The 13,750-nt window shown below is 49.2% G+C and carries 12 protein-coding genes; 2 read left to right on the top strand and 10 right to left on the bottom strand.

Annotated elements, in window-relative coordinates; translation table 11 throughout:
• Positions 1–177 precede the first annotated feature (177 nt).
• The 8 genes from FC99_RS12265 to FC99_RS12230 all read right to left on the bottom strand — a co-directional run bounded on the left by FC99_RS12265 (position 178) and on the right by FC99_RS12230 (position 11,141).
• The gene (locus FC99_RS12265) at positions 178–1,095 is read right to left on the bottom strand and encodes a magnesium transporter CorA family protein (protein WP_048734548.1); all 918 of its coding nucleotides are present in this window, start codon (positions 1,093–1,095) and stop codon (positions 178–180) included.
• Between the two features lie 441 nt (positions 1,096–1,536).
• Positions 1,537–1,959, bottom strand: coding sequence for a MarR family winged helix-turn-helix transcriptional regulator (locus FC99_RS12260; RefSeq protein ID WP_082153232.1), 423 nt, complete (start codon positions 1,957–1,959; stop codon positions 1,537–1,539).
• 264 nt (positions 1,960–2,223) lie between these two features.
• Positions 2,224–3,861: a glycoside hydrolase family 13 protein gene (locus FC99_RS12255; protein WP_048734546.1), complete on the bottom strand. Its 1,638-nt coding sequence runs from the start codon at positions 3,859–3,861 to the stop codon at positions 2,224–2,226.
• A 544-nt stretch (positions 3,862–4,405) separates the two neighbouring features.
• On the bottom strand, positions 4,406–5,800 hold the full coding sequence (locus FC99_RS12250) for an FAD-binding oxidoreductase (RefSeq protein ID WP_048734544.1): 1,395 nt from the start codon (positions 5,798–5,800) through the stop codon (positions 4,406–4,408).
• A gap of 712 nt (positions 5,801–6,512) precedes the next feature.
• The gene (locus tag FC99_RS12245) at positions 6,513–7,172 is read right to left on the bottom strand and encodes an ATP-binding cassette domain-containing protein (protein WP_048734540.1); all 660 of its coding nucleotides are present in this window, start codon (positions 7,170–7,172) and stop codon (positions 6,513–6,515) included.
• A 13-nt stretch (positions 7,173–7,185) separates the two neighbouring features.
• A complete protein-coding gene (locus FC99_RS12240; protein ID WP_048734536.1) occupies positions 7,186–8,643 on the bottom strand; it encodes an ABC transporter permease in 1,458 nt (485 codons plus the stop codon).
• 181 nt (positions 8,644–8,824) lie between these two features.
• Entirely contained in the window at positions 8,825–9,994 is a 1,170-nt protein-coding gene (locus FC99_RS12235) for an AI-2E family transporter (RefSeq protein WP_048734534.1), read from the bottom strand.
• Positions 9,995–10,421: 427 nt separating this feature from the next.
• A complete protein-coding gene (locus FC99_RS12230) occupies positions 10,422–11,141 on the bottom strand; it encodes a VIT1/CCC1 transporter family protein (protein ID WP_048734530.1) in 720 nt (239 codons plus the stop codon).
• A gap of 142 nt (positions 11,142–11,283) precedes the next feature.
• Between FC99_RS12230 and FC99_RS12225 the strand changes: the two genes are divergently transcribed.
• Entirely contained in the window at positions 11,284–11,892 is a 609-nt protein-coding gene (locus FC99_RS12225; RefSeq protein ID WP_048734527.1) for a LuxR C-terminal-related transcriptional regulator, read from the top strand.
• Between the two features lie 49 nt (positions 11,893–11,941).
• Here the strand turns inward: FC99_RS12225 and FC99_RS12220 are convergent, their stop codons facing one another.
• Positions 11,942–12,262 (bottom strand): metal-sulfur cluster assembly factor, encoded by a 321-nt coding sequence (locus FC99_RS12220; protein WP_048734524.1) that lies wholly within the window; start codon positions 12,260–12,262, stop codon positions 11,942–11,944.
• Between the two features lie 436 nt (positions 12,263–12,698).
• A complete protein-coding gene (locus FC99_RS12215) occupies positions 12,699–12,893 on the bottom strand; it encodes a hypothetical protein (RefSeq protein WP_048734521.1) in 195 nt (64 codons plus the stop codon).
• A 377-nt stretch (positions 12,894–13,270) separates the two neighbouring features.
• On the opposite strand from FC99_RS12215, the gene FC99_RS12210 reads away from it, so the two are divergent.
• Complete coding sequence (locus FC99_RS12210) at positions 13,271–13,594, top strand: hypothetical protein (protein WP_048734519.1); 324 nt, start codon at positions 13,271–13,273, stop codon at positions 13,592–13,594.
• Positions 13,595–13,750 lie beyond the last annotated feature (156 nt).

The raw sequence follows: 13,750 nt of genomic DNA, 5'->3' as shown, positions 1-13,750 counted from the left end.
GATGTCTGCCCAATCCTTTGGCTATGCACCCCGAAATCATTGATTAGTCACATCATAATCCCCATACAATAAGAATGCCAGTAATTTTACTTATTTTTTGTAAGTGATTAAATGAACATGTTAGCGATAAAAAAATGGACTATCCTCACTCGGACAATCCATTCTGTGTGCTTCAACTTACCAAAAATGTCGGTGTCGCAACATTAATGCGACCAATCCCATGACGCCCACCATCAGCGCTACTGTGAAGACCCAGGAGATGGTGTCATTAGCAAATGGCAGCTTGACGTTCATCCCGTAGAACCCGGTCACAATCGTCGGAATCGTCAGGACCAGCGACCAAATCGTCAAAAATTTCATCGTGCCGTTCAGGTTATTATTCAGCACGTTATTAAACGTATTTGAGATCCGGTCGACAACATCGGCCTCGATTGCCGTCATTTCAGACGTCTGCCGGGCTTCAATAACCGCATCGGCCAAGTGTTCGTTATTCTTATCCGAGAGTTGTTTGCCAAATGGCGTGCTGCTCAGGCCAACGACCATCATGGCATTGTTGCGTGTCGCACTGACGAAGTAGGCCAGACTCTGTTGCAGGTTGGACAGCGCAATGAGGTCCTTATTGTCCGGTGCCTGGTTGAGCTGCTTGTCCAATCGGTTCTGTTCCGCATTGATCTTGCGAATTGGCGGAATAAATTGGTCGAACAGAATGAACAGCCCAATCAGCATAAACTCATTAGTATCCGAGATCTGTTCCAGTTTCATCCGTTCTGCAAGCAGCTGATTGACCCACTGCGTTCGCTTGGTGGTAATGGAAAAGATCTGATTCCCCTTTAGCAAAAAAGTCACGGGCCGCGTGACGTAGCGTTGCGAGATCTGGTCAATGACGACTGGCACGTGAAATACGAACAGCTGCGTATTTAAATACTCATCGCGGTCATAATGCGACCGTTCATTTTCATCGGTCACGTAGGTTAAGATCTCATCGGTCAACCCATACGTTACCTGCAGGTCCTGCTTATCCGCATCGGTCTCGACCATGGTCATCACCCACACTAGATTCTGTTCTCCGCTCCCAATCTTTCGCTCGACAATCATGGGCTTCCCTCTTCTCTTGAAAATGCTGGTTTAAGTGTACCACGTCCCCCGATTCGCTGACCGCGCCAACGCAAAATTCTCCCAACTTTTCACCCAGAATGACCGAAATTGCGTGCGTTTCACACGTACCCCTTAATATTTCAGTTTAGAAACGGCAAACGGGGCTGGTTATCACCTGGCAATTAACGCCTGCCAATTATTTCGGTAAGCCTACATTAGAGTCGATAGCTCCCATTTATCAGGGCCTCGTTCACTTTTCACGATTTATTTTCAACCAAAAGTTATCGTCTGGCTAGTCTTTCATAGAATAATCACGAATGACATCATCAAAAAAACGAATAAAATCAATCTCACACTTTGATAGTTATGTGGCAAAATAATTCAAAAAGACGAAATTAGTCGCCTACGACTAATTTCGTCTACAATGTATAAATCGTTTTACTATTTATCTGGTGTTTCGGTGTCATCTTTTCCCGTCACCGCGGACAACATCTTAGTCAATTGCCCGATAGTGACCTGACTACCACTACCGTCTAAGTCCACCTTACTCATGGTCTTAGCGGCAGTCTGTAGCGTCTGGTAGCAATCCGTTTCGAGTTGCTCTCCAGTTGTGGTTAATGATAACGGCCGGACACGTCGGTCAGAGCTTTGGTAACTCTGCACAACGTAGCCCCGTCGAATCAATTGCGAAATCCCCCGCGAAACCGCAGCCCGTGAGATGCCCCGGCTATCCGCAACAGTTGCGGATGTCAGCTTCCCCGGGTTCTCTAAAATATGGTGTAAAATCGCATATTGATCCACTGAAATCCCCATTGTTCGTTGGAAACGAGTAGCCGACTTTTCCAGCTCACGCTTCAACTCCATTTAGGCTTCAAAGAAGCTCTCCGCATGAACGACCTTACTTTTTGCCATAGTATTCATCATATCCTTATCTTCACTCACTAACCGCTTAGATAATTAACACGATTAGCAATACGCAAAATGGTTGACCCCATAGAAATATCTATATAATTAATAATAAAGAACAATTAAGTAAAAAGCAATAGTAACCGTTCTTTTTGTGAAAAAGTTTACCGAATGGAAAAAAAAGAAGCCGTTTTATTTACTCCCGGCTTCAACGTCTACTGACTATTCTAATTTCCGTAAATGGTACAACCGCGCTTCCCACGGCTGAATCTGCGGGTCATCCGAATCGGAATCCACTGGCAGATTGGTAAAGATCATTTCACTCGTATTTAAATCAAATTCTTGTGTCGTTGCGACCTGATTGCTCATATTGACCACAATCAGCCAGTTATCCCCGTTTAACGTTCGGCGATAGACGTACAGTTGGTCGTCTTGCGTATCGATGAGTTCATAGCGGCCCTGTTCCAAGGCCGGAACAGACTTTTTCAGCCGCACGAGCTGTTGATAGAACGTCAAGACGGAGTGCGGGTCGTGACTTTCACGCTCCACGTTGACCTGTTCGAACCCCGGGGTCATGTCGATCCAAGGCTGAACGTCGGAGAATCCACCAAATTGTTGATGGGTCCACGGCATCGGTGTCCGCGCATTGTCTCGACTCTTCGCTGCCAACTGCCGCAAGATCACCTTCTCCGGGATACCCGCTGCACGTTGTTGCTGGTAATATAATCGACTGTCAAGGTCTCTGTAATCGGCAATTTTGTCGAAACCCGCATTGGGCAGGCCGAGTTCCTGACCCTGATAGATGAACGGTGTGCCCTTCATCAACAGGTACCACAGCCCTAAGGCCTTCGCGGAACGACGCCGATAGTCGACATCATTTCCGTAATACGAAACGGCTCGTGGCAAGTCGTGATTTTCAATGAACAGGGAGTTCCATCCCCGGCCTTCTAAGTTAAACTGCCATTTCGACAACGTTTTTCGTAGAGCCGCCACGGGTAATTTCGAATCAGCGGTCTCCCAGAAATGAACGTGGTCAAATTCCAACAGTAGATCAAAGAATCCCGTGGTCGGTGCTAACCAGCGCTGGGCGGTATCCATATCGATACCGCCAGCTTCGCCGATAGCCAACAATTGGTTACGTTGCAAGACCGGCTTCAAGGCCGCCAAAAAGGTGTCGACCCCCGTAACGTCTTGATAGTAATCCGTCTTGGGGTTCGCAACGTTCGCGAAGTCCTGCCGCTTCTTTAAATGGGTCACGCCATCCAATCGAAACCCATCTACACCGCGGTCGGCCCACCACTGAATGGTGGCCGCCATTTCATCACGAACAGCCGGATTTTCCCAGTTAAGATCGGGTTGCTCCTCCGCAAAAGAGTGGAGGTAGGCCGCATGAGACGCCGCATCGTAGGTCCAAGCCGAGCCGCCAAACACAGACTCCCAGTTGTTCGGGAGCTGATCTGGTTGAGCCGGACGCCAGATATAGTAGTCCCGGTATGGACTGGTCGGATCGTTGAGTGCTGCTTGAAACCACGGATGTTGCGTCGACGTATGGTTCAAAGCCAGATCAATGACCACCTTAATACCGGCGGCATGGAGCGCGGCAACCAAACGATTAAAGTCGTTCAGAGATCCGTATTGGCCATCAACGTCCCGGTAGTTGGTGACGTCATAGCCGTTATCCACTTGGCCTGACGGGTAAAATGACGCCAACCAGACAAAGTCCACCCCTAAAGATTGGAGATAGTCGATCTTCGTTTCTACGCCGGCTAAATCCCCGACCCCATCATGATTACTATCGAGAAAACTCTGCGGGTAAATTTGGTACCCCACGGCGTGTCGCCACCACTGTGTGTCGCCCATTACGGTCTTCCTTTCACAACTGAAAATTGCAACCGGTTGCGGTTACTTTACCGCCGCCTTGCATTCGCTTCCAATTGTAACAATAATTATCGCGTTTGTCGGCTGATTTCGCAACTTTATTGCTCACGAAATAGTTCGACCCATGTTAAATGTTGTCGGCCAGACTAATGATGGGTGGAAAGATAATGGGGTGGCGGTAACGCACGCTCTTAGTATACAGGCCGGCTAGTTACCTTTTTTAACCATATAGTTCCCAAATTTGATTACTTTACTGAACTAACTAGTCTCATCGATTAAGGAGGGCTACCCGCCGATTCTGATCGTGCATTGCCCTAACTACCGTGCTGCCGACTGATAATATCATGACTGCCATCTCAAGTATCGGCGATTAGCACTCCCCAAGAAGAACCTTAAGCATGCGGTCAAACATCGTCGGCATCAGCGGAAGTTACCTTAATACTAAAAGAGTCCCAGCAAATCCGTAACCAGAAAAACTGGTTTGGACTCGTTGGAACTCTTTCTAAATCATTCTAAAGTAGCCACCCTAGTCGATTTTTCGCTTAGGGTTCAGCAAATTCATCGGATCGAATAGCGTCTTGATTTGATGTTGTAATTGGTCGACATTTTCGCCGAGTTCGGGGTTGTTCCACTGGTTCTTTAACATCCCCACGGCGTGCTCGCCGGAAATCGTGCCACCAAGTTCCAGTGTCTTCCAGAACGTCTGCCGGAGGGCTTCAATGATGACCTCTGGCACGTCATCCTCGTCTTCGGACCAAGTGAAGGTCGGGTGAACGTTCCCATCGCCAGCGTGACCTGCCGTGTAAATCTTGATACCCAGCTTCTTGCCGAGGGCCTGTAGGTAGTCCATCATCGGGGCCAGTTGTGACAACGGCATCGCCATGTCTTCCATCAAGTGATTGTTGCCGGCAAAGACGGCCGGTAACATGTCCTGCCGCAACTTCTCCAGCGCCTTTTGTTCACCGGGATCCGTTGTAACCTGCACATTTTGGCCGTTGTATTTCGCCAACAAGTCGTTCAGCACGCCCACGGTCTCATCGCTACTGCCGTCCAACCGAAAAATCAGCATGGACCCGCTGTTGTCAGCGTAGTGCGTCTTTTCGTAATGGTCCAAAGCGACCACTGTATTGCCGTCTAGGGCTTCCAGCATGGTCGGGTAAACGCCGGACATGCGAATAGCAGTCACGGCCTTGGCCAGAGTGCCCATATCCTCGAAGAAGGCGACTCCCATGACAGACTTACCCAATGGAATTGGCATTAATTTCACAGTGATTTCGAAAATGATGCCCAGCGTTCCCTCGGACCCCACGAAGAGCTGTGTCAGGTCATAACCAAACGCCTGCTTCAGCGTCCGACCACCCAACTTGACGACACGGCCGTCGGCTAAAACTGCCTTTAGGCCTAAAACGTTGTCTTTAGTGGCCCCAAAACGCACGGTACTCATTCCGCCGGCGTTGGTCGATACATTACCCCCAATGGACGAGAATGGCTTAGAGCCAGGATCTGGGGCGTAGAACAGGCCCTGTTTACGCGCCTCTTGGTCCAAATCACCGTTGACCACGCCAGGTTGCACGACGGCCACGGAATCTTCCTTACTGATTTCCAAAATTTGATTCATTTTACGCATCGAAATAATAATGGCGCCATCGATCCCATCGGACCCGATCACGGTGCTACTAAAGGTCGTTTGGGGCACCACGGCAATGTGAAACTTCCGTGCGGCCCGCAGGACACCCTGAATGTCTTCAACACTCGCCACCTCGACGAACGCTCGGGCTAACCCGGACTCACCGCCAGAAGCGTTGGGGTTGAAGGACTGTTTCTTTAACGTTGCCGCGTCCGTTTTTACCGTTCCATCTTTGACCTGTTCTTGCAGGTAGGTCAAGATCTCTTCATCCGAATAGGCACTAAAAACTGTCATACTGAAGACCCTCTTCAATTAGTTTTAAACGCTCCTTGGCATTCACAGTTCGTCTCCGGCTGCCAGATACTCCACCCTGTGGGGTAGACCTGAAGCCTCGCAAAACCAATCCCGACCCGTGTGCTAAGACCGAGAAGTTCTCTCGGCCTAAGAACACCGACACAGGGTTCCGTACCTGTCATCCTACGACTAAGCTAATGCCAAGTGTATTGTTGATTATTTTAACACGTACTTTTTGAAAGTACAGGCCTAGTTGTCAGCTGATAACATCTTCTAGCCAATTCCATACTGTAGCCTGGTTCGATAATTTCTTCTAAACGGCTTAGTATCCCCAGATACCTCATTCATTGATGATGACCAGACCAATCAAAAAGTGCGTCACGCTCCAGTCCCTAATGGACAACACGTGGCACACTAACTTGTTTATTCGACTGATAAATAACCATGACCAGACAACTGAAGCATATGACACATTAGTGACTTAAAACCCGATAAACCAGTTCAGCTCACCGAATTGGCTTAAACAGCCGGAGGCAGCCAGGCACAGAGTCCTGTGTCGGTGGTGTTAGTCAGCGTTCTTTCAGCTGACTGACACCACGGGACGCACTTGAAGACGCGTGGGTTCCGCGGCTTCAAGTCGAGACCGAAGACCGCTCCGTGGCTTCGGTCGGTCCCCACAGGACGGCGTGGCTGGCTGCCGTAGGTGAACCATTTAAACCAACTCCGTGAACTGCTTGTTTTCGAGGCGATATTGGTGGTCACACTGACTGGCCACGTCCGGCTCGTGGGTCACGATGATCACGCACTTCTGCCGGTCGTGCGCGATGCGCTGGAACTGTTCAATGACCCCTTTGGTATTGTCCTCATCCAAGTTTCCCGTTGGCTCATCGGCCACGACTAGTTGCGCGTCACACGCCATCGTCCGGGCGATGGCGACTCGCTGTTGCTGGCCACCGGAGAGGTGCTGGACGTTTCTAGTCGCGAGGTCGGCGCCGATTCCCAAATCATTTAACGTCTTCAGGGCAAAGTCCTTGTCACCCGCATGTTCCGCTCCCGTAATGGCCATGGCCGTTAACAAGTTATTCAGTGGCGACATGTAGGTAAACAGGTTGTAGGCCTGAAAGACGATAGACACGTCATGGCGACGGTAATTAGTTAGACCAATTTTCTTTAACGACCGGTCATCCAACAGAATGTCACCTGCCTTGGGTTTGTCTAGTCCCGCAATCAGGGACAGGAACGTCGTTTTCCCCGTCCCAGAATGACCGAGAATCGCGTAGGATTGACCGACTTCGAATTCGAGATTGATGTCTTGGAACAACGGTTGATCCTTATCCTGGTACCAGTACCCCAGGCCTTGTGTTTTTAGCAATTGGCGTCCCTCCTTAGGAAATCAGTACTTTCTTCGGCTCCAGTCGTAAGATCCCACCGGAGGCGATCATGATCGACAGGAACGTGATGGCTAAACCAAAACCGCCGAGTTCCGCCAAATTAACCGCGCTAACGGACACATCGAGTTCGGTCTTGGCCGCTTTACTGTTGGCACTCTGGCTCATGTTACCAGGGCCACCATTGCCGCCCTTCATGCCACTGCCACCAGGCGCCCCGCTACCACCGGGTTGGCCAGTCGAACTGGTCGTTGTCTGTGTCGTGGTCGTGCTCTGAGAGACCAGTTGCGAGCCGAGTTGGCTACCGACAAACTTACCGCCAACACCCGCAATCGCAACGGCCACCACAATGACCATCAACATTTCCGCAAAGAACTGGGCAACGATCTTCCACCGCGCTTCTCCTAACGAGAGGAGCACGCCAATCTCAAAGCGCCGTTCGCGAATCATCAAGATGACGATCAGCGCCAAGATAATCGTTCCGGCAATCGCCACCAGCCAGACAATCTTGTTGGCAAAGCTCTCCACGTTACTCATGGACGCCTTGACCGTTTGGTAACTGGAATCGTCCGTGCTCAGAGCGTATTTGCTGGTGTTGATCAGCTTCTTGCCAGCCGTCTTCACACTGCTGACCTTGGCCGGATTACTGACGTTAAACGTCACGGAATCTGCCGTACCCGCATACTTGGTACCCTTAAAGGTGTTGGCCAGTGTGTATGAGGTATACATAGTGTTGGCCGGGTCGGTACTCATTGGGCCAGCCGAGCTAGAACTCGTTGAACTGGCCTTGTAGATGCCGACGATCTTTAACTTGACCTTATCCTTGCTACCGGTGGCTTCCTTGACCGTGATGGTATCGCCGACCGTCAAATTATTCTGGCTCGCCAGGTCCTTTTCGATCACCACGTGGTTCGTATTCTTGTCGGCCGCGGTGATGCCACGACCTTTGGTGATTTTGCTCTGTTTACTGCTGAAGTCGGTGGCGAGACTGGTGCTTGTGACCCCATCAATTTGGGTGTCACCCGTGCTCGTCGACGATTTCATCCCACCGGGACCGCCACTATTGCCGCCACTCAGGCCTGAACTGGTCGAGACCGTGTCGTAGGACTTGGCGTTGACCGACGTTGAACTGGTCACGTTGTAGCTGCTGATATTGCTCAACTTGGTAATCTTCGTCGCATCACTCAGCTTGACCGGCGTCAGCGTCATCTTCGGTCGACTGGACTTACTTCTGGAACTATTCTGCATCTTCTTAAACGCCGCCTGCCGGTTCGCCGACAACGTCACCGTTGCGCCGACATTCGCCTTCGCTTGGTCAGTCGCCTTGACCGCGGCACTTCTAATCAATAACCCGGCCAGAACAAACATGAGAATAGCGGATGAGACCAAGATCAGCAGAACTGACCGGCCCTTCTTCGCCCACACGTTCAACCAGGCCCGCTTGAAAAAATTCATTCGAGTCGCCTCCATTTCATAACATGGAACGATTATGGCAAACGGGGCTTGTCGGAAACTTAAAGTTGGTGGGATGACCCACCTAACTGACTGATGACGAGACCACAAAAAAACGGTGGTAACCGTATTGGCACCGCCGTTTCCGTGTGAATTAAAGTTATATCATGGTGTTAATAAACGCTTAAGGTTCGAGCTCGTCCGGTGGCAAAACATCCGGGTAAAGCGCCGAGTATTCCTGGTACCACTGAAAACCAGTGGTCGCCAGAACCTTGAGGACGGCAAACCCGGGTACCCCGAAGATGACGCCAACGAGACCAAACATTTTGCCCCCGGCCAGCAGCACGAAGACGATGGTAATGGGATGCATAGCGAGGCTGTTGCCCATGATCAGGGGTGACAGGACCTGCGTTTCCAAGACCCATTCGATCAAATAGACGATGACCACGCCCAATAGCATTGACGGACTGGTCACGACCCCCATAATCAGTGCGGGCACCAGCGCGATGGCCGAACCAAAGTAGGGAATCAAATTTAGTGGTCCAGCAATCAGGCCAATCAGCAGTGCATAGCGTAGGCCAATGATTGAATAACCGGTGGTAAAGATGATCAGCACGCACAGCGCCACGGTCAATTGACCACGCACATAGGAACTGACCTTCACGTTCATCTGGTCGAGCATGATCACAAAACGATCCCGGTAAGCGGTCGGCACGACTTGACTGACATAATGTGGAAAACGCGAGCCGTCCTTCAACATGAAGAACAGGACCAGCGGCGCGGTGATCAGCGTGATGATCCAATCGCTCACGGTCGTTACGACGTTCCCCAATGAACTCAGCGTCCCCGTCAGCAGGTTCAGTCCCCGCTTGGAGAAGTAGGTGGTCACACGCTGGTTGATGTCGTTCAAGTTGTCGTTTGACAGCCAGTGGTGCTGCTGATTCAGGCGATTCAGATTCCGCAACATATCGTTAGAAAACTGTGGAAGTGCCGAAATAGCCCCGGTCGTTTGGCGCGCTAGAAATGGAATCAGGTTGAGAAAAATTAGCACGATAACCGTGACTGTGACGATCATGGCGATGGCAATCGCTAACCCGGTTCGAAGATGTAATCGGCGCTCCATCAAGTGGACAAATGGGTCCAGCACGTAGAATAGGATTCCAGCAACTACGACGGCCGGCATGGCAATACCAATGAATTTCCAGATGGGCGTCAACAGCCAAGCATTTTGCATAAGCTCGTTGAGCACCAATAATAGCAGAAAAATATTTAATAACAGAATCGTAATGTGATTATTCAAAAATCGTTGGTAGAACCAGGAAAATCCCGAATCCGGTTGACGCAAATTTTTCACAACGATCCCTCCTCGTATTATAATGTCGGCTTGCTGGTTCTTTGCGTGACAGCAAGCGTGCTCCCCCTCCAAAAGTATCTTTGTAATAGGAGCCAGGAAGCCTGGTATATCAATAGTTGAGTCATTTCAAGCGACTAGTTTTCAATCTGAGCATAGCTTTAGTGTAAGTCTGCTCAGCGCTGGTGACTAGCTTTTTTTGAAAATCACGTCAACTTTTCACGCACAGCGACTAAGTGACTTACTAACTTAATGGTTGACTAGTGCGCCGAATTTTTTACAGATAATCACGAACGCAAAAAAACAGCCGATATGGATTCTACCGACTGCTTTTATCCCTGTATTGATTTGTCAGACTTGCCAGTAACCACTACTAATCAAAGCAGCTAAGGTGTGATCTCTCTGAGAGCCACACTATGATCAAAAAATCCTATTGCCACAACGACCCAATAAAGTAGCTAATGCCCATGGTCAGTAACCCGACCACAGCGTTCCGTAGCATCCCCACCTTAGCGTTGGCATGGCCGAGGCGCGCACCAACGTAGCCGGTGATGAGCAGGGCCAAGACGACGCCAATCATGGTACCACCAATCTTGTAGGGCTCAGGGAGCCAGACGATACAACTCAGCGGCAAGGAGGCCCCCAGGGTAAATGCTAGGCCATCGGTCACGGCAGCCTGTAGCGGGCTGGTATAGCGCTTGTACGTGATGCCATAGAGCAGGTAAAGGATCACATTGATATTCTCGTTCTCGATTAACCGGCGGGATAAGTTAATGGCCTCAAGTACTTCAAATCCATAGCTTTGCAGCTTCACTCTCAATCGCTGGAGAATGACCTCTTGTTCCGTCACGAGTTCTGCCTTGACCTGCTGGGCCAACGCCTTTTGCATGTCGCGTTGGGAGGAAACCGACGAGTATTCCCCGCCCGCCATGGACAGTGCCCCTGCCAGCACGGTAAATAGCCCGGCCAACAAGGCAGCCATGACGGAATGGTTAGCTTGTGTGACACCAATCACTAGTCCAGCCGTTGACACGATACCGTCATTCGAGCCCAAGACCAATGCCCGTACCCGGTTGAGTTTATTAAAAATTCCCGCAGCGGCAGTAGACATCTTCTTTTCTCTAGCTGATAAGACTGGATTCCCTTGCATAACCACAACATCCTTTTCTTTCTATGTATTTGCTCAAAAATACGCAAGTAACCTTTGAAACCGTTATCAAATCATGTTACACTGATAATAGATTTTTATCAGTCTGCAAAAACACAATCATTCAATCTGGAGGTCCTCTGCTATGTCCCACATTGGTCTATTAAGTCAATCACCGTCATTTAAAAATCGGCTTACTTTTTTGGTCAATCAACAGCCGGACCTCACCGTCGATGCCCACCTGACGACCCCCTACGAAACCGCACTTTCTGACCTGGATCTATTGCTCATGATTCCCGACCAACTCACAGATTACGACTGGGTCGCTGACATTCATCGCGATTGCCCCGCCTTAAAGGTCGTCGTTCTCGGCCAACATTTGGAAAAGTATCAGGTTGAACAAGTCCTAGATGCCGGTGCGAACGCCTACCTGTTGCAGGACGCACCAAACCACGAAATCATTTTTGCAATCAAACAAGCGCTGGACGATCAACGTTACGTCGACGCTAGACTCAATCCCTGCCCGACACGGCTAAACCTCATCTCACACAGTTACACGTGTCTTTCCAAGCGCGAGGTGGAAGTCTTCCCGTACATGGTTTTAGGCTATTCCAACAAGGAAATCGCAGCCGACCTATTCATCTCACCCAAGACCGTTGAGGCGCACAAGTCCAACGTCATGCGCAAACTACATATGCATTCGCGACCAGAATTGGTGCGCTATGCGTTGTTAAACAATCTCATTACAGCTTAGGCTACGCGGTCTGCGACATCCGTCGTGGGCCTTTTTTATTGCCCACTTTTTAGCCATGAACCCCCAGGGCAACCTTGGCGTAGCGGCTCATCATGTCAATGTTCCAAGCTGGTTCCCACACGAGATTCAAATCACACGTTTCGACAACGGGAACGGACATGACGGCCTGACTGATCTGACTGGCCAACACGTTACCGATTGGGCAGCCCATCGTCGTCAACGTCATGGTCACATCGCAATGTTTTCCCGTCACGGTCACGTCGTAGATCAACCCAAGATTGACCAAGTCGATGCCAAGCTCCGGATCAATAATCTCCTTTAGCGCGTCCAGCACCTGTGACTCTTCAGCTGATAATTTTTCTTCATCCATTGTAGACGTCCCCGTTCGTTTAAAAGTCCTCATCATTTTTCAAATACGTTTACAAAACCTTCACTTACAAGGTTCATTATAAAGGCTCGCCGGACCCCAGTGAATTAGGAACCTCCCCCATCTTTACCGCTAGAATGATGAGACTATGAGAAAATGGTAACTTGTCTGGGAGACGGCGGCTTTCTAGGCCTTTAGCAACGAACTGGGTATCGTTATTGGCCTAACTAAAGGCACTTGCTAGCTGCTGCCAAAATCAATTGACTAAGACGTTGCGTCCCCTGTCCTTACCAGCAAGTAGCGGATGTACTCCTATGTAAAAAAAGCCATCAAAAAAGTGCTAACGCTGGGTTAATTTAACCAACATTAGCACTTTCTAGACTGGATTGAACCTGATGGGATATCAGCATCCATGATTGAGTCACCTCACTTATTTTATTTAGGCGTTAACGGCTAGGAGTTGCTGCATGTCTTGGGGCGCCATGCCTAACTCGTGGAGCGTTAACAATGTATCCTTCAAATTCTCGTACTCTTCTTCGGTATATAAGCGATTATCAATGGTAATGTCATAGTCATCGGTAATCGTATACAGATCGCGGCGAAGTTTATGTTGAATTTCGGTCGGTGTCATCATTGTCCTCACCTCCTTTTAATTTAAGTATAATCTTACCACAAAATTCGCACCAATTTAGTTGCTGGTCACATTTGATAATTCCGTTAATCACCCGTTAAGGACGATTAGGTCACTACTGACAAAGGTTTAGCAAGAATCGGTAAAATTTAAATTGTAGCCATTTTATCAGTTCAATAATGGTTTGATAAGTTTATTAGCCTTATTATGCATCATTTTATCTAATAATCTTTGCTTAGTCATAGAATGTTTTCTCATCAAAGTGCCATAAACGGCGGTATAACGCGATTCCTTAAAATTCGGCCAATTCTGGCTCCCTTTTTGACTGCATAAACTGTGATATACTCTTAATAATCTTAAATACGGAGGTGGGGAAGACGATGTTAGCTAACTACATTGCAACGTCTTGTTTAGTCGCAGCAGTCATTCTGGTCATTTACACGCAATACGCCCTTGGGGTTACGCACCGTTCAGTCCGAACGGCATTGACTTTTCCCATTGGTTACGCCATCTTGGTTCCAACCTTAACCTTCGCGTTGGTCGGCATTACGGCCGACAGCGCGTTGTTCGCTGGTTCACAACTCATCGTCGCTTACTGGTTATATTGGGTCTACGAGTTCGGGGTCAAGCATCCCCAACAGGGCGACAAGTCAGCGACTAAGGCAACGGCCCATACTTTATCATTACGCACTGAGAAAAAGTAAAGCTGTTGTAAAAAACGAGTCTAGGACTTTTGTCCCAGACTCGTTTTGGTATCTCTGAATTTATATTGCTGAAACGGGCGACAAAAGCAGCCAATGAGCTAAAGATTGAAAGGTGAAATCTCTGTCTCGTCCCAGTATTGGCAAGGATTCATACCA

Origin of the sequence: Levilactobacillus koreensis JCM 16448 (assembly GCF_001435525.1) — a bacterium.
GTDB classification, from domain to species: Bacteria; Bacillota; Bacilli; order Lactobacillales; family Lactobacillaceae; genus Levilactobacillus; species Levilactobacillus koreensis.
This window is presented reverse-complemented; position numbering and strand designations above follow the sequence as displayed.